Source organism: Brachybacterium sp. GCM10030252 (genome assembly GCF_042666535.1).
Lineage (GTDB): Bacteria > Actinomycetota > Actinomycetes > Actinomycetales > Dermabacteraceae > Brachybacterium.
Map to the genome: position 1 here is coordinate 465,774 of NZ_JBHTDM010000004.1, position 15,972 is coordinate 481,745.

The 15,972-nt window shown below is 70.5% G+C and carries 13 protein-coding genes; 4 read left to right on the plus strand and 9 right to left on the minus strand.

Annotated features, from left to right (window positions below):
• The first annotated feature begins 137 nt into the window (after positions 1 to 137).
• Complete coding sequence (locus tag ACFQRJ_RS03815) at positions 138 to 1,649, plus strand: DUF222 domain-containing protein (protein ID WP_377017188.1); 1,512 nt, start codon at positions 138 to 140, stop codon at positions 1,647 to 1,649.
• Between the two features lie 44 nt (positions 1,650 to 1,693).
• Here the strand turns inward: ACFQRJ_RS03815 and uvrB are convergent, their stop codons facing one another.
• A complete protein-coding gene (gene uvrB, locus ACFQRJ_RS03820) occupies positions 1,694 to 3,799 on the minus strand; it encodes an excinuclease ABC subunit UvrB (protein ID WP_377017190.1) in 2,106 nt (701 codons plus the stop codon).
• Positions 3,800 to 3,809: 10 nt separating this feature from the next.
• The gene (coaE, locus tag ACFQRJ_RS03825; protein ID WP_377017192.1) at positions 3,810 to 4,454 is read right to left on the minus strand and encodes a dephospho-CoA kinase; all 645 of its coding nucleotides are present in this window, start codon (positions 4,452 to 4,454) and stop codon (positions 3,810 to 3,812) included.
• Between the two features lie 114 nt (positions 4,455 to 4,568).
• Between coaE and ACFQRJ_RS03830 the strand changes: the two genes are divergently transcribed.
• Together ACFQRJ_RS03830 and ACFQRJ_RS03835 are read left to right on the plus strand one after the other, a co-directional pair.
• Complete coding sequence (locus ACFQRJ_RS03830) at positions 4,569 to 5,507, plus strand: trimeric intracellular cation channel family protein (protein ID WP_377017194.1); 939 nt, start codon at positions 4,569 to 4,571, stop codon at positions 5,505 to 5,507.
• On the plus strand, positions 5,489 to 6,139 hold the full coding sequence (locus ACFQRJ_RS03835) for a cyclase family protein (RefSeq protein WP_377017196.1): 651 nt from the start codon (positions 5,489 to 5,491) through the stop codon (positions 6,137 to 6,139). Before ACFQRJ_RS03830 ends, ACFQRJ_RS03835 begins: the two co-directional genes overlap by 19 nt.
• 5 nt (positions 6,140 to 6,144) lie before the next feature.
• Here the strand turns inward: ACFQRJ_RS03835 and aroD are convergent, their stop codons facing one another.
• From aroD to polA, 7 genes are all read right to left on the minus strand, one after another.
• Complete coding sequence (aroD, locus tag ACFQRJ_RS03840) at positions 6,145 to 6,981, minus strand: type I 3-dehydroquinate dehydratase (RefSeq protein WP_377017198.1); 837 nt, start codon at positions 6,979 to 6,981, stop codon at positions 6,145 to 6,147.
• Positions 6,982 to 6,990: 9 nt separating this feature from the next.
• Entirely contained in the window at positions 6,991 to 8,073 is a 1,083-nt protein-coding gene (aroB, locus tag ACFQRJ_RS03845) for a 3-dehydroquinate synthase (protein ID WP_377017200.1), read from the minus strand.
• Positions 8,070 to 8,612 (minus strand): shikimate kinase, encoded by a 543-nt coding sequence (locus tag ACFQRJ_RS03850; protein ID WP_377017202.1) that lies wholly within the window; start codon positions 8,610 to 8,612, stop codon positions 8,070 to 8,072. The genes aroB and ACFQRJ_RS03850 overlap by 4 nt, the downstream gene beginning before the upstream one ends.
• A complete protein-coding gene (gene aroC, locus ACFQRJ_RS03855; protein WP_377017204.1) occupies positions 8,609 to 9,862 on the minus strand; it encodes a chorismate synthase in 1,254 nt (417 codons plus the stop codon). Before aroC ends, ACFQRJ_RS03850 begins: the two co-directional genes overlap by 4 nt.
• A 73-nt stretch (positions 9,863 to 9,935) precedes the next feature.
• Positions 9,936 to 10,766 (minus strand): HAD-IIA family hydrolase, encoded by an 831-nt coding sequence (locus ACFQRJ_RS03860; RefSeq protein WP_377017206.1) that lies wholly within the window; start codon positions 10,764 to 10,766, stop codon positions 9,936 to 9,938.
• Between the two features lie 133 nt (positions 10,767 to 10,899).
• Positions 10,900 to 12,393 (minus strand): 30S ribosomal protein S1, encoded by a 1,494-nt coding sequence (rpsA, locus tag ACFQRJ_RS03865; RefSeq protein WP_377017208.1) that lies wholly within the window; start codon positions 12,391 to 12,393, stop codon positions 10,900 to 10,902.
• A 247-nt stretch (positions 12,394 to 12,640) separates the two neighbouring features.
• Positions 12,641 to 15,379, minus strand: a complete 2,739-nt coding sequence (gene polA, locus ACFQRJ_RS03870; RefSeq protein WP_377017210.1) for a DNA polymerase I — start codon at positions 15,377 to 15,379, stop codon at positions 12,641 to 12,643.
• A gap of 62 nt (positions 15,380 to 15,441) precedes the next feature.
• On the opposite strand from polA, the gene ACFQRJ_RS03875 reads away from it, so the two are divergent.
• Entirely contained in the window at positions 15,442 to 15,945 is a 504-nt protein-coding gene (locus tag ACFQRJ_RS03875; protein ID WP_377017212.1) for a PaaI family thioesterase, read from the plus strand.
• Positions 15,946 to 15,972: the final 27 nt, after the last annotated feature.

Here is a 15,972-nt window from a genome sequence, read left to right on the forward strand (position 1 = left end):
CCCGCTCCAGGCTCCGCCCCCTGCTCCTTCCTCCCCAGCGCTCCGCGGTCCACACCGCGTCGGCTGCTGCGTCGTCGGTCACACCCATCTGATGGACTGGGCTCGGAAGCCAGATCAACTGCCGGTTGGAGACCGCCATGACCATCACCCCGCTGCCGTCGAGATCGTCCGAGCACCGGCGCCGCTCCCGCATCGCTCGGCAGGAAGCCGAGGCGCTGGGCGAGCAGATCCAGCAGCAGGCCGCGTTCATCGCCGAGGCCACCTGCGACATGTTGCTGTCGCTGGCCGATTTCGATGCCCGGGACGGGGTGAGCTGGTACGTGGGGCTGAAGTCGACGGCGCACTGGCTGGCATGGGCCTGCTCCATGACCCCGGGCACCGCCCGCGAGCACGTCCGAGTAGCACGGGCTCTGCCGGAGGCGCCGCTGACGGTCGCGGAGTTCCGCGCCGGCCGCCTGTCCTTCTCCAAAGTCCGCGAGATCACCCGCGTCACCGACCGTGTCGACGAAGCCGTGCTGGTGGACATGGCCCGGGCGATGACCGCCTCCCAGCTGGCACGGACCATCTCCTCGTTCCGCGCTGTCGACGGCAGCCGGCTCGGCCAGGATGCCGTGCGCCACGGTCGCTGGCAGACTCGGGACGACGGCATGGTCGAGATCCGGGCGGTGCTGCCCGCCGAGACGGGTGCTGAGGTGGTCACCGCCCTGGATCTGGCCCTGGACCGGGACGGCCACGATCCCTCCTCGCTCGATCCCGGATCCGACGAGCCTCCGAGCGACGACGCCGCAATAGCCGTGGTCACGACCACGCCGACCCTGGAGCAGCGCAAGGCCGACGCCCTGCACAGCGTGGCGCGGAGCTTTCTCGACTCCGAGCCCGACGACCGTTCCGGGGAGGACCGTCACCTGGTGGTCGTCCAGGTCAGCGCCGAGGCGCTGACCGGATCCGTTCCCGCGGGAACGCCATCTCGCGAGTCCGCGCCGACCGCCGACCAGGATGCCGTTGACACGGGGCGGGACACTGCGCCCGCACCCCTGCCCGCCACTCCCGGCGTTCCCGCGGGAACGCTCCAGCGCTGCGGTGTGGTGGGCCAGGGTCCCCTGGAATCTCGTACCGCGGAGCGGCTGGCCTGCACCGGGAAGGTCGCACTGATGGTCACCGACGCCGGTGGCGAGGTGCTCCATCTGGGCAGGTCCCAGCGCCTCGCCTCCCGTGCTCAGCGCCGCGCGCTCCGCCTGCGCGACACCGTCTGCACGTTCCCCGGCTGCCACCAGAGCCGGCATCTCGACGCCCACCACACCACTGCCTGGTCGCGGGGCGGCGCCACGGACATCGAGGACCTGGCGCTGCTGTGCCGGCGCCACCACGTGATGGTCCACGAAGGCGGTCTGCAGCTCGCCCCCGACCCTGCCCGGACCACTGCGCACCAGCCGCGGTTCCAGGTGCTCGACGACGCCGGTCACCCCGTGCAGGCGCGCTGGCCCGCCCTGCATGATCGGATGAGCGTGCGCGAGGTGCCCCACCCCCTTTCGAGCACTGCGAACGATGCAGACCCGGATCGAATCGCTGCGACCACAGGGGGCGCCGGGTTCAGTCTCGCGGACTGCGTCGAGGTCCTCTGCCACAGCGTGGTGGAACCGGCCGCGTGATGGCCCGCCACGGCAGCGTGCCCAGACCCCGCTGACGGCGTGGCTCAGCTCGAGCGCTGGACCTGACGCAGCTCCTTCTTGAGCTCCTGGACCTCATCGCGCAGTCGGGCGGCGACCTCGAAGTTGAGGTTCTCCGCGGCCTGGTGCATCTGCGCGGTCATCTCGTCGATCATGCCGGTCAGCGACCCGACCGGGTCGTCCCCGAGGTCGACGGTCCGGTTGCTGACGGCATCGACCGCGTTCGAACGGGCCTTGTCACGCTGGACCCGCTCCTTGCCCGAGCGATAGTCGGTGGCCATGAGGGTCTCGGTGTCGATGTCCTCGCGGGCCAGCATGTCGGTGACATCGGCGATGCGCTTGCGCAGCGGGGTCGGGTCGATGCCGTGCTCGGTGTTGTAGGCGATCTGCTTCTCGCGGCGCCGGTTGGTCTCGTCGATCGCCGCCTTCATCGAGTCGGTCACCGTATCGGCGTACATGTGGACCTGGCCGGAGACGTTGCGGGCGGCGCGACCGATGGTCTGGATCAGCGAGGTCTGGGAGCGCAGGAAGCCTTCCTTGTCCGCGTCCAGGATCGCGACCAGGGAGACCTCCGGCAGGTCCAGGCCCTCACGCAGCAGGTTGATGCCGACCAGCACGTCGTACTCCCCGGCGCGCAGCGAACGCAGCAGTTCGACCCGGCGCAGGGTGTCGACGTCGGAGTGGAGGTACTGCACGCGCACCCCGTTCTCCAGCAGGAAGTCCGTGAGGTCCTCGGCCATGCGCTTGGTCAGCGTGGTCACCAGCACTCGTTCGTCACGCTGGACGCGCTTCTCGATCTCCTCGCGCAGATCGTCGATCTGGCCCTTGACGGGCTTGACCACGACCTCGGGGTCGATCAGACCCGTCGGGCGGATGATCTGCTCGACCACCCCGCGCGACTTGCCGAGCTCGTAGTCCGCCGGCGTCGCGGAGAGGTAGACCGTCTGGCCGGTGCGCTCGGTGAACTCGGAGAACGTCAGCGGCCGGTTGTCCAGCGCGCTGGGCAGGCGGAAGCCGAAGTCGACCAGGGTGCGCTTGCGGGAGCGGTCCCCCTCGTACATCGCCCCGATCTGCGGGACGGTCACGTGGGACTCGTCGATGACCAGCAGGAAGTCCTCGGGGAAGTAGTCCATCAGCGTGTTCGGCGCGGTGCCCGGCGCGCGACCATCCAGATGACGGGAGTAGTTCTCCACGCCGTTGGTCGATCCCATCTGGCGCAGCATCTCGAGATCGTGGGTGGTGCGCATCCGCAGCCGCTGGGCCTCGAGCAGCTTGTCCTGGCTCTCGAGGTGCTCCAGCTGCTCGGCGAGCTCGACCTCGATCGACTCGATGGCGCGAGAGAGCCGCTCGGGACCGGCGACGTAGTGGGAGGCGGGGAAGATGTGGATGTGGTCCTCCTCGCGGATGACCTCACCCGTCATCGGGTGCAGCGTGTACAGGGCGTCGATCTCGTCGCCGAAGAACTCGATGCGGATCGCGAGCTCCTCGTACATCGGGATGATCTCCACGGTGTCACCGCGCACCCGGAAGGTGCCCCGCTCGAAGGCGACGTCGTTGCGGTCGTACTGCATGTCCACGAAGCGCTGGAGCAGCTGATCGCGATCGAGCTGGTCACCGCGAGCCAGCTGAACCATGCGATCGACGTACTCCTGAGGGGTGCCCAGGCCGTAGATGCAGGAGACCGAGGAGACCACCACGACGTCGCGGCGGGTCAGCAGGGAGTTGGTCGCGCTGTGGCGCAGCCGCTCGACCTCGGCGTTGATCGAGGAGTCCTTCTCGATGTAGGTGTCGGACTGCGGGACGTACGCCTCGGGCTGGTAGTAGTCGTAGTACGAGACGAAGTACTCCACGGCGTTGTGCGGCAGCAGCTCGCGGAACTCGCTGGCCAGCTGCGCGGCCAGGGTCTTGTTGTGCGCCATGATCAGTGTGGGTCGCTGGACCTGCTCGATCAGCCACGCCGTGGTGGCCGATTTGCCGGTGCCGGTCGCGCCCAGCAGCACGACATCCTGCTCGCCGTCGTTGATGCGGCGGGCGAGGTCGGCGATCGCCGTCGGCTGGTCGCCCGAGGGGCTGTACTCGGAGACGACCTCGAAGGGATGCTCGGCGCGGACCAGATCGGTGACAGGACGCATGTCTCCGAGCCTACGACGCGGGCCCGACGGACGACGGGACGTGCTCGTCGAGGATGCGTGAGAGTGCTCTCGTGGCTCTGCGGTCCAGGACCTCACGGCCGGCGGTGTTCAGCACCAGGCGATCGGCCCGACGGATCCTCTCGAGGTCGGTGACCTGCGCCGCTATCACCGACTCGACGTAGGCGCGGTCCCGCCCGCGGTCGCGGACCACGCGGGCGATCCGATCCTCGCGACGCGCGAGGACCACCACGACGGCTCCGTACTCAGCGTCCCTGTGCTTCTCCAGCAGCAGCGGGCTGTCGTGGATCACGAGCGCCTCCCCCGCCGCGGCGGCCTCGGCCTCCTCCCGCGCGACCTCCTCGTCGACGCGAGAGAGCACGATCGCTTCGAGATCGGCCCGGGCTGTGGAGTCCGCGAAGACCAGGTTGGCGAGCGCGGCCCGGTCCATGGTCCCCGCCGCGTTGCGGAACTCCTCGCCGAAGCGGGCGACGGCTTCCTCGACTCCCGGTCCGGGAACGTCGAGCACAGCCCTGGAATGGGCGTCCAGATCGATCACTCGGAGCCCGGCGTTCCGCCAGATCGCCGCGACGGTCGACTTCCCGGAGCCGATGCCGCCGGTCAGGCCGATGCGCAGCAGCGGGCTCTCAGCGGTCATGGCCCGATCCTACGGCGTGCCCGGAGCCTGCCCTGCGGCGCGCCCGGCAGCCGCCGGAGTCAGAGCCGTCACGGCAGCGTTCCCGCAGGCCGGATCGCGGTTTACGGTTCAAGGGTGGATCCCCTCGAACTGCTCGTGACCAACGACCTCCTGCGCGTCCTGGACCTGCTGGGGGTCTTCGTCATGGGCGTGGCCGCCGGGGCGCTGGCTTCCCGGCTGAACTTCGATGCGGTGGGGTTCGCGATCATCGGCATCGCCGCCGGTCTGGGCGGCGGCATCGTGCGTGACCTGATCCTGGATTACGGCACCCCGGCCGCCTTCGACGGGCCCTGGTACCTGGCCTGCGCGCTCGGCGGCTCGCTGTTCTCCTTCGTGATCTCGGCCGAGGGGACCCTGTGGCGGCGCCTGGTCACGGGGCTGGACATCATGGCGATGGGACTGTGGGCGGCAACCGGGACGGCCAAATCGCTCGGGTACGGGCTCGACGTGCTGCCGGCGATCCTGCTGGGCGTGGCCAGCGCGGTCGGCGGGGGCGTGATCCGTGATGTGCTGGTGGGGCGGATCCCGGCGATCTTCGGCGGCGGCCCGCTGTACGCGACCGGCGCGTTCCTCACGGCCCTGCTGACCTGGGCGGTGTTCGCGCTGGGCATGCCGGCCCCATGGGTGCTCGGTGCCGTCGGCATCGGGGCTGTGCTCGCCGGGCTCGCGGCCTGGCGGCAGTGGACGCTGCCCGCGCACAGCGAATGGCAGGTGACCATGTCCGCCTCGCAGCTGAAGGCCCTGGTGCGACGCACCCGGCGCAGCGAACGCACCCGGGTGGCGATGGAGACCGGCACGATCCCAGTGGTCGATGACTCCGTCGATGATCTCGCCGAGGACGTGACGTCGAACGACGCCGACGCTTCGTCGTACGCGGAGCGCGCCTTCGACGACGAGGCCGATGAGCTCGACGACGCCGTGGCTCCTGAGGCCGGCGAGGACGATGACTCGACGACGCTCCGCACCGACCGTTCCGACAACCCGGGAGATCCTCCATGGCCCTCATCGACCTGACGCATCCGATAGCCCCCGGTATGACCATGCACCCCGGCGTTCCTGCGCCCCGGATCCACGATGTCCTCACGTTCGAGGACTCCCGGTCGCACTACGCCCCGGGAACCGAGTTCCGCATCGCGTCCGTCGAACTGGCGACTAGCACGGGCACCTACCTCGACGCTCCGCAGCACCGGTTCCCGAACGGGACGGACATCGCAGATCTCGGCATCGATCGCGTGGCAGATGTGCCGGCCCTCGTGGTCGACGCCACCGGTGTCTCGGCAGTCGGCGCCGATCTCCTGCCCCAGCACGCTCCGGGGCACGCCGTGCTGATCCGCACCGACTGGGATCGACACTGGGGCACCGAGGAATATGGACGCAGCGAGCATCCGCACCTCACCGCGGCCGCGGCCGACCAGGTGGTGCGATCGGGCGCGGTACTCGTGGGAATAGATTCGGTCAATATCGACGCCACCACGGGGGCCGAGCGCGCGGTGCACTCGACACTGCTCGGCCACGGCGTACTCATCGTCGAGAACCTGACGCGGTTGAATGCTCTGCCCAGTGACGGAGCGTTGTTCTCCGCGGTTCCGCTTCCTGTGTCCGGCGCCCCGTCCTTCCCCGTCCGCGCATACGCCCGTGTGGGGTGAGGCGCTCAGGGACGCAGCAGCGTGAGCATGCGCGCGACCTCCCCGGCCTCGAGCTGGCCGGGCGCGGACCCCTCACCGACGGCCGCGAAGGTGGCGGCGCCGGCGAACGTCTCCGCAGCGACCCGGCTGACCGCGCCGAGCGAGCCCATGCTGATCGCGATGTGCGGGCCGAGCCCGTCGTCGGCGACCTGGACGCTTGCCGCGAGCAGGGCCAGCACGTCCCGAGCATCGCGGGGGGTCACGGCGATCTTCGGGAGGTCGGCACCGAGCCGGCGCTGGGTACGCAGGATCTCGGCCATCTCGTCCTCCGGCGGGGTGCGCTCGAAGTCGTGGAACGATCCCACCACCGCGAGCCCCAGCGCGTGCGCCGAGGCGATGACCGAGGCCCCGGTCTCGGGCGATCGGGAAGTCTCCACGTCCACGAGATCGGCGAAGCCGCCCGCCATCACCGCCTCGAGAGTTGCTGCGAGCTCGTCGTCGGAGATCTCCCGACTCCCGCCCTCGGCAGAGGTGCGCAGCGTGACCAGCAGGGCACGATCCTGCCCCATGATCTCGCGCAGGGCCGGGAGCGCCGCGACGGCGGCGTCCCGGTGCGCGGCGACATCCAGGTCCGGGCGGAATCGGTCCAGGCGCCACTCGAGGACCCGGCCGGGCGAGTCGGTGGCAGCGCGCGCCTGGTCCAGGACGGCACCCTGGTCCGCGCCCGTGACCGGGACGATGATCTCCGGCCGCCCCCGGCCGAGCTCGATCCCGCGCACCCTCACGACACCGGCATCGGCGGCGGGACCACCGGCCGCGGGGCCGTCGGCCGCCGGGGAGCCGGAGTCGCCTGAACGTGTCACGGGATCGCCTCAGTCCGCGGTGATCGCCGCGTAGGCGGACAGCAGCAGGGCCGGGTCGGGTCCCTCGAGCCGTGAGACGTGCCCGATCCGATCGAGCACCACGAAGCGCAGCAGACCGGCCCGGGTCTTCTTGTCGCGCTTCATGGCGTCCTCGAGCTTCGGCCACTGCCGGTCGCGGTAGGTGACCGGCAGCCCGAGTGATGTGAGGACGCTACGGTGACGATCGACGTCGGCCTCGGAGAGCTTGCCGGCGAGGTGGGACAGCTCGGCGGCGAACATCATGCCGACGGAGACGGCGGCACCGTGACGCCATTGGTACCGCTCGTTGCGCTCGATGGCGTGGCCGAGGGTGTGCCCGTAGTTGAGGATCTCGCGCTCGCCCGCCTCGCGGAGGTCCGCGGAGACCACTCGGGCCTTGACCCTGATGGCGCGCTCGACGACCTCGCGGAACGCTGCCGAGGAGATGTCCAGGACGGCCTCGGGATCCTCCTCGACGAGTTCCAGGATCCGCTCGTCCTCGATGAAACCGGCCTTGACCACCTCGGCGAGACCGGCGGCGGTGTCGTGATGGCCGAGCCCCGCGAGCACATCGAGGTCAGCGAGAACGGCGATCGGGGGATGGAAGGCGCCGACGAGGTTCTTGCCCTCGGCGGTGTTGATACCGGTCTTCCCGCCCACGGCGGCGTCGACCATGGCGGCGACCGTGGTCGGGACCTGCAGCACGTCGACGCCGCGCAGCCACGAGGCGGCGACGAAGCCGGCCAGGTCGGTGGCCGCTCCCCCGCCCAGGCCGATCACGAGGTCGCCGCGGCCGATCTCCGCCTGCCCGCACACACCCCACAGGAAGCCGGCCACCTGCGCCGTCTTCGCCTCCTCCCCGTCGGGGACCTCGGCGGCGAAGGCGTCGCGTCCGGCCTCGGCGATCGATGCCCGGATCTCCTCGGCGACCTCGCGCAGGCTCGGCTGGTGGACGATGACCACGCGCCGCACCCGATCTGGGATCATCGCGGGGATCTCGGGCAGGATGCCCCGGCCGACGCGGACGTCGTACCCGCCGCTCGGCGTGGTCACGGGGATCACGGTGGTGCTCATGGTCTCTCCTTCTCGGGGCGGGCCAGCAGGTCCTCCCCCAGCATGTCGGTGATGGTGCGCGCGACGGTCGCGGAACTGCCCCGGCGGGCGTCGACCCTCCATCGTGCGAGCTCGCGATAGACCGGATCGCGCTCGAGCGAGAGCTCCCGCCAGCGCTGCAGCGGATCCTGCCCGGTGAGCATGGGCCGGCCGGCCCCGCGGCCCAGGCGTCGGGCGACGGTCTCCTCGTCGACCTCGAGCAGCACCACCGGGCCGCCGCGCAGACGGTCGCGGGACGCGGGGGTCATGACCGCTCCGCCGCCCAGAGCCAGCACTCCGCCGTGGGTCTCCAGAGCGCGGGCGAGGACGCCGGCTTCGAGCTCGCGGAAACCGGCCTCGCCGTCGGCGGCGAAGATCTCCGGGATGGAGCGCCCGGCCTCCTCGACGATCAGGGCGTCCAGATCGGCGAACTGCATGTCGAGGCGGGCCGCGAGCTCCCGGCCCACGCTGGTCTTGCCGGCCCCCATGGGGCCCAGCAGGATGACCGCGGGACCGCTCACGAGGCCGTTTCCGGGCCGTGGCCGAGAATGCGGGACTGGAGGTCCCCGGTACCGGCGAGGTGCGCCCGGATCTCCTCGACGCTGTCGCCGCCGGTCTTCTCCAGCAGCGCGTCGGCAAGCGTGACGGCGACGACGGCCTCGGCGATGACGGCGGCGGGAGCGACCGCGCACACGTCGGAGCGCTGATGATTCGCACTGGTCTGCTCACCGGTGGCGACGTCGATGGTCCGCAGCGCGCGCGGCACCGTCGAGATGGGCTTCAGGCCGCCGCGCACACGCAGCACCTGGCCGTTGGTCATGCCGCCCTCGAGCCCTCCGGCGCGGTTGCTGGCGCGCGGGACGGCCGACGGGTTCCCCCCTGTGGCCGGGTCGGCGAGGATCTCGTCATGGGCGACGGAGCCGCGGCGGGCGGCGGTCGCGAAGCCGTCCCCGATCTCCACGCCCTTCATCGCCTGGATCGACATGACCGCCTGGGCGAGGCGGCCGTCGAGCTTGCGATCCCATTGGGTGTGGGAGCCGAGGCCGACGGGAAGACCGTAGGCGAGCACCTCGACGACGCCGCCGAGGGTGTCACCGTCGGACTTGGCGGCGTCGACCTCGGCGACCATGGCCTCGGAGGTCTCGGGGTGGAAGCAGCGCAGCGGATCGCCGTCCAGGGCGCCGGCGTCGTCCGGGCCCGGCAGCGGGGCGTCCTCGGGCACGCGCACGGAGCCCACCGCAAGGGTGTGGGAGACCAGCCGGATGCCGGCGGCCTGCTCGAGCAGCGCCGCGGCCACGCGGCCGGCGACCACGCGGGCAGCGGTCTCGCGAGCGCTGGCGCGCTCGAGCACCGGGCGGGCGTCGTCGAAGCCGTACTTGAGCATGCCGGAGAGGTCGGCATGGCCGGGCCGGGGGCGGCTCAGCGGGCGGTTCCGGGCGATCTCGCGCTCATCACCGGTGCCGGCGTCGACCAGGAGATCCTCGCGCGGGACCGGGTCGGCGCTCATGACCTTCTCCCATTTCGGCCATTCGGAGTTGGCGATCTCGATCGCCACGGGAGAGCCGAGCGTGCGGCCGTGCCGGAGCCCGCCGTGGATGGTCAGCACGTCCTGTTCGAACTTCTGACGGCTGCCGCGACCGTGGCCGAGACGGCGGCGCGCCAGGGCGGCCTGCAGATCGTCACTGGTCAGCTCGATGCCGGCAGGGACGCCGTCGAGCAGGGAGATGAGGGACGGGCCGTGGGATTCCCCGGCCGTGAGCCAGCGCAACATGGCCCCGATTCTCTCATGTGGCCGTGCGCGCACGAGCGGTCGTCCGCGCTGTGCGCAGGACCTCGGCCGAGGATCAGTCCTCGTCCAGCTCCTGGGACGACAGCGGCGTGAGGCGTTCGACCAGCGGGACGACGTCCGCGATGCCGCTGAGGACGCTGGTGGGCCGGAACGGGTACTTCGTGATCTCGTCCTCGCGGGTGGACCCGGACAGCACCAGCACGGACCGCATCCCTGCCTCGAGACCGGACTTCACGTCGGTGTCCATCCGGTCCCCGATCATCACCGAGGTCTCCGAGTGGGCTCCGAGCCGGTTCAGGGCCGTCCGCATCATCAGCGGGTTCGGCTTGCCGATGTAGTACGGGGAGATGCGGGTGGCGGCGGTGACCATCGCGGCGACGGCGCCGGTGGCCGGCAGCGGACCCTCGGCACTGGGCCCGGTCACGTCCGGGTTGGTGGCGATGAACTTCGCCCCGCGCTTGATCAGTCGGATCGCCCGTGCGATCGACTCGAAGGAGTAGGTCCGGGTCTCCCCCAGCACCACGAACTCCACGTCGGCGTCGGCGAGGATGAAGCCCTCCTCGTGCATCGCGCTGGTCAGGCCGGCCTCACCGATCACGTAGGCGGAGGAGCCGGGAGCCTGCTCGGCGAGGAAGCGCGCGGTCGCCAGGGCGCTGGTCCAGATCGATTCCTCCGGGATGTCGATCCCGCTGCGCGAGAGGCGGGCGCGCAGGTCGCGCGGCGTGAAGATCGAGTTGTTCGTGAGCACCAGGAACGGGCGGGCGAGCCGCTGCAGTTCGGCGATGAAGTCGGCGGCGCCGGGCAGGGCGGCCTGCTCATGGACGAGGACGCCGTCCATGTCGGTCAGCCAGGAGTGGATCGGGTGATCTTCGAGCGCGGTGTTCATGAGCGCAGTCTCCCACCCCGGCGCGAGGATCTGCATCTCAGCTCGAACGCGCTGATTCCGACGATGCTGCCGGACGCACTGCGGCCCGGCCCCCGAGACGGGGACCGGGCCGCGGTGAGGACTTCCCGGAGGATCAGCCGCCGGTCAGCTTGGCGCGCAGAGCGGCCAGCGCCTCGTCCGAGGCGAGCGTGCCCTCATCGGTGGTCGCCGACTGGTAGGACGACGGCTGCTGCTGAGCGGCCGGAGCCGGCGACGGGCTGGAGGTGGAGGCCTGCTCCGCCGGAGCGTTCTCGGACTCCTCGTCGGCCTTGATCGCCTCGGCGACCTGTGCCTTGTGAGCGGTCCAGCGCTCGTAAGCGGCCGCGTACTGGGCCTCCCACTCCTCGCGCTGCGCCTCGTAGCCCTCGAGCCACTCGTTGGTCTCCGGGTCGAAGCCCTCGGGGTACTTGTACTCGCCGTTCTCGTCGTACTCCGCGGCCATGCCGTACAGAGCCGGGTCGAAGGTGGTGTCGTCGCCCTCGGGGTCGACCCCCTCGTTGGCCTGCTTCAGCGACAGCGAGATGCGGCGGCGCTCCAGGTCGATGTCGATGACCTTGACGAAGACGTCCTGGTCGACGGTGACGACCTGCTCGGGCAGATCCACGTGGCGCTGGGCCAGCTCGGAGATGTGCACCAGGCCCTCGATGCCGTCCTCGACGCGCACGAACGCACCGAAGGGAACCAGCTTGGTGACCTTGCCCGGGACGACCTCGCCGATGGCGTGGGTGCGGGCGAACAGCTGCCACGGGTCCTCCTGGGTCGCCTTCAGCGACAGGGAGACGCGCTCGCGGTCCATGTCCACGTCGAGAACCTCGACGCTGACCTTCTGACCGACCTCGACGACCTCGGACGGGTGGTCGATGTGCTTCCAGGACAGCTCGGAGACGTGCACCAGGCCGTCGACACCGCCGAGATCGACGAAGGCGCCGAAGTTGACGATGGAGGAGACAGCGCCCTCGCGGACCTGGCCCTTGGCCAGGGTCTGCAGGAAGTCGGAGCGGACCGCGGACTGGGTCTCCTCCAGGTAGGCGCGACGGGAGAGGACCACGTTGTTGCGGTTCTTGTCGAGCTCGATGATCTTCGCCTCGATCTCCTGGCCCACGTAGGGCTGCAGGTCGCGCACGCGGCGCATCTCCACGAGAGAGGCAGGGAGGAAGCCGCGCAGGCCGATGTCCACGATGAGGCCGCCCTTGACGACCTCGATGACGCGGCCGGTGACCACGCCCTCGTCTTCCTTGATCTGTTCGATCGTGCCCCAGGCGCGCTCGTACTGGGCGCGCTTCTTCGACAGGATCAGACGGCCTTCCTTGTCCTCCTTCTGGAGGACGAGGGCTTCGATGCCGTCTCCGACCTCGACCACCTCACCGGGGTCGACGTCGTGCTTGATGGACAGCTCGCGCGAGGGGATGACGCCCTCGGTCTTGTAGCCGATGTCCAGGAGGACCTCGTCGTGATCGACCTTCACCACGGTGCCCTCGACGATGTCGCCATCGTTGAAGTACTTGATGGTGGCATCGATGGCAGCCATGAGATCGTCGGCGCCGCCGATGTCGTTGATGGCGATCTGGGGGGTCGTGGTTTCGGTCATGTAGGTAGGAACTCCGTCGGAACAGGTATGAGTAGGGATGATGGACGTGCCGCGCCCCTGCGATCGGGGCGCATCCGCGCGCGCACCGCCCTCACGCGAGGGCGACGGACCCTGCCTCGAAGGGCACAGTCCACGCACAGACCCTCGACAGGCTACCAGCCGCGCCACCCTTGTGCGAGGGCGCGAAGCGTCCCCGCCGCCGGTGACGGTGTGAGTTGTCCCGCGTCCCGAGCGGCGGTCCCGAGCGTCAGTGCGCGGCCTCGAGCCAGTTCGCGCCGATGCCGATGCCCACCTCGAGCGGGACGGACAGCTCGAAGGCGGAGCCCATCCCCTCGGCGACCAGCTCGCGCAGCGCCACCTCCTCGCCGTGGGCGACGTCCAGGACCAGCTCGTCGTGCACCTGGAGCAGGACCCGTGAGCTCAGCTCCCGCTCGCGCAGCAGCTGGTCCACACGGAGCATGGCGAGCTTGATGATGTCCGCGGCGCTGCCCTGGATGGGCGAGTTCAGCGCGACCCGCTCGGCGTTCTCGCGGCGCTGACGGTTGTCGGAGGTGAGGTCCGGCAGGTACCGGCGCCGGCCCAGGATGGTCTCGGTGTACCCGGTCGAGCGCGCCGTCTCGACGCTCTGGCGCAGGAAGTCCCGGACCCCGCCGAACCGCTCGAAGTAGCCGTCGCGCAGCGCGGTCGCCTCGGACTGGGAGATGCGCAGCTGCCGGGCCAGCCCGAAAGCGCTGAGCCCGTAGGCGAGGCCGTAGCTGATCGCCTTGGTCTTCGAGCGCATCGCCGGGTCGACGTCCTCGGGAGCCACGTCGAACACACGGGAGGCGACGAAGCTGTGCAGGTCCTCGCCCGAGCGGAAGGCCTCGATCAGGCCGGCGTCCTCGGAGAGGTGGGCCATGATGCGCATCTCGATCTGCGAGTAGTCCGCGGTCATCAGCGCGGCGTACCCCTCGGAGGCGCGGAAGGCGGAACGGATCCGGCGGCCCTCCTCGGTACGGGTGGGGATGTTCTGCAGGTTGGGGTTGTTCGAGGAGAGCCGGCCGGTGGCGGCGATGTTCTGGTGGAAGGTGGTGTGGATGCGCCCGGCCGGGGAGATGAACCGTCGCAGCGTGTCGATGATCTGGCGCATCTTGGTCACGTCCCGATGCGCGAGCAGATCGGCGAGGAAGGGGTGCTGGGTCTTCTCGAACAGTTCCAGCAGCGTCTCCGCGTTGGTGCTGTACCCGGTCTTGGTGCGCCGCCCCTTGGGCAGGCCCAGCCGCTCGTAGAGGACCTCCTGCAGCTGCTTGGGCGAACCCAGGTTGATGTGGTCGCCGCCGATGTGCGAGTACGCCGACTCGGCGACGGCGACCTGCTTGGCCTCATGCTCCTCGTCGAGGCCTGCCAGGACGTCATCGGAGACGGCGATGCCGGTGGCCTCGACCTCTCCGATGACCCCGGCCAGCGGGAGCTCGAGGTCATCGTGCAGGGAGGCGGCTCCGCGTTCGTCGAGCTCGGCGCGCAGCAGGTGCTCCAGGCGCAGCACGGCGTCGGCCGCACGCCCCAGCTGGTCCCCGCCGGACTCCTCGGCGCCCAGGTCCAGCTCCTGCTGGGCGACGGCGGACTCGACCTGCAGGTCCTCCTGCAGGTGCCGCATCGTCAGTCCCGCGAGATCGGTCGGCCGCTGATCGGGCCGGCAGAGGAACTCGGCGATCGCGAGATCCGTGCGCCATCCGGCGACGGCGAGGCCGTGGCCGCGCAGCTGGTGGGAGACCAGCTTGGTGTCGTGGGCGGTCTTGGCGACCGCAGGATCGGCCAGCCACCGGCCGAGCGCCCCCTCGGCGGTGTCGTCGAGCTCTGCGAGATCGACGACCGCCAGCGTGCTGGCGGTGGCGAGGGCGAGCTGGCGCACCTCACCCTGGCCCAGCACCCAGCTCCCGTCGGTCGCGATCGCCGCAGCATCCGCGAAGGCCCCGTCCAGCAGGGAGATCAGTTCGCTCGAGCTCGGCCGCTGCAGCTCGGGCAGCTCGCGCTCGGGCTCCTGCGGGACCTCCTCGGCCGAGGACAGGAAGTCGGCGGGGACGTCACGGCGGATCCCCGGGCCGAAGGCGAGCTCGTCGAACACGGCGTTCAGCGCCGTGGCGTCACCGCGTCCGAGCCCGTAGTGCTCCGGATCCGCAGGCACGTCGAGGTCGGTGACAGCGGCGTTCATCAGCCGGTTGCGCTCGACGTCCTCGAGGTGGTCGCGCAGCGCCTGCCCGGCCTTGCCCTTGATCTCGTCGGCATGGGCGATGATGCCGGGCAGGTCGCCGTACTGGAGGATCCACTTCGCCGCCGTCTTGGGGCCCACGCCGGGCACACCCGGCAGATTGTCGGCGACCTCCCCCACCAGCGCCGCGAGGTCCGGGTACCGCGCCGGAGGGATCCCGTACTTCTCCTCGACCGCCTCGGGCGTCATCCGGCGCAGCTCCGTGACGCCCTTGACCGGCTGCAGCAGGGTCACGTTCTCCCCGACCAGCTGCAGGGCGTCACGGTCGCTGGAGACGATCAGCGCCTCGCCGCCCTCGGCGGCGGTGCGGGTGGCGAGCGTGGCGATGATGTCGTCGGCCTCGTAGTCCTCGACCGTCAGCCAGCGCACCCCGAGGGCATCGAGGAGCTGCATGATCAGCGGGATCTGCCCGGCGAAGTCGGGCGGGGTCTCGTCGCGGCCCGCCTTGTACTGCTCGTACATGCGATCGCGGAACGTCGCGCCGGGCAGGTCGAAGGCGACGACCACGTGGCTGGGACGCTCGGAGGCGACGACGTTGATGAGCATGCGGGCGAACCCGTACACGGCGTTGGTCGCCTGCCCGCGGCCGTCGGTGAATCCGTCGGCGGGCAACGCGAAGAACGCCCGGAACGCCATGGCATGTCCATCGATCAGCAGCAGCCGCTGACCGCTCAGATCGCTCGGGCGCTGGTCGCTCAGGTCGCTCGTACGCTGGCCTTCGAGGTCGTTCGCACTCATGGGGAGCAGTCTCCCACGTCGGCCCGACGCGCGCGCGGGTCCCGCTGTGGCAGGCTCGGTCCATGACCGACACGCCAGAGAACCACCCTGCCGGCTGCGACGGTCCGGCCGACGGTCAGGACCGGGCCGGCGTCTCCGCCCCGCTGTCCGGCGAGGACCTGCGCAGGATCGTCGAGCCCATGATCCGCGGCACGCTCATCGAACGCTGCGGCATGGAGCTGCTCAGCCTCGATGCTCGCGGCGGAACCATGACCATGCCCGTGGCCGGGAACACGCAGCCGGCGGGGCTGCTGCACGGCGGTGCCACCATCGCCCTCGCGGAGTCGGTTGCCTCGTTCGCAGGGATCCTCCGTGCCCGCGAGGTCCACGGCGACGGTGCCCAGGCCGTCGGCACCTCCGTCTCGGCGCTGCATCATCGCTCGGCGCGCGAGGGGATCGTCACGGCGACCTGCACGATCCGCCACGCCGGTCGGCAGGTGGCGAGCTACCTGGTCGACGTGCACGACGAGCGCGGCACACTGCTGAGCACCGTCACCGTCTCCACCATGCTGCTGCCGTCACGCTGACCGGGTGCCGGGGCGGGACGGGTCCGT

Coding starts and splice junctions, on each gene's coding strand:
- ACFQRJ_RS03860 (WP_377017206.1), bottom strand. CDS start 10,766: ATGAACACCGCGCTCGAAGATCACCCGATCCACTCCTGGCTGACCGAC.
- rpsA (WP_377017208.1), bottom strand. CDS start 12,393: ATGACCGAAACCACGACCCCCCAGATCGCCATCAACGACATCGGCGGC.
- ACFQRJ_RS03875 (WP_377017212.1), top strand. CDS start 15,442: ATGACCGACACGCCAGAGAACCACCCTGCCGGCTGCGACGGTCCGGCC.
- polA (WP_377017210.1), bottom strand. CDS start 15,379: ATGAGTGCGAACGACCTCGAAGGCCAGCGTACGAGCGACCTGAGCGAC.
- aroB (WP_377017200.1), bottom strand. CDS start 8,073: ATGAGCACCACCGTGATCCCCGTGACCACGCCGAGCGGCGGGTACGAC.
- coaE (WP_377017192.1), bottom strand. CDS start 4,454: ATGACCGCTGAGAGCCCGCTGCTGCGCATCGGCCTGACCGGCGGCATC.
- aroC (WP_377017204.1), bottom strand. CDS start 9,862: ATGTTGCGCTGGCTCACGGCCGGGGAATCCCACGGCCCGTCCCTCATC.
- ACFQRJ_RS03835 (WP_377017196.1), top strand. CDS start 5,489: ATGGCCCTCATCGACCTGACGCATCCGATAGCCCCCGGTATGACCATG.
- ACFQRJ_RS03815 (WP_377017188.1), top strand. CDS start 138: ATGACCATCACCCCGCTGCCGTCGAGATCGTCCGAGCACCGGCGCCGC.
- uvrB (WP_377017190.1), bottom strand. CDS start 3,799: ATGCGTCCTGTCACCGATCTGGTCCGCGCCGAGCATCCCTTCGAGGTC.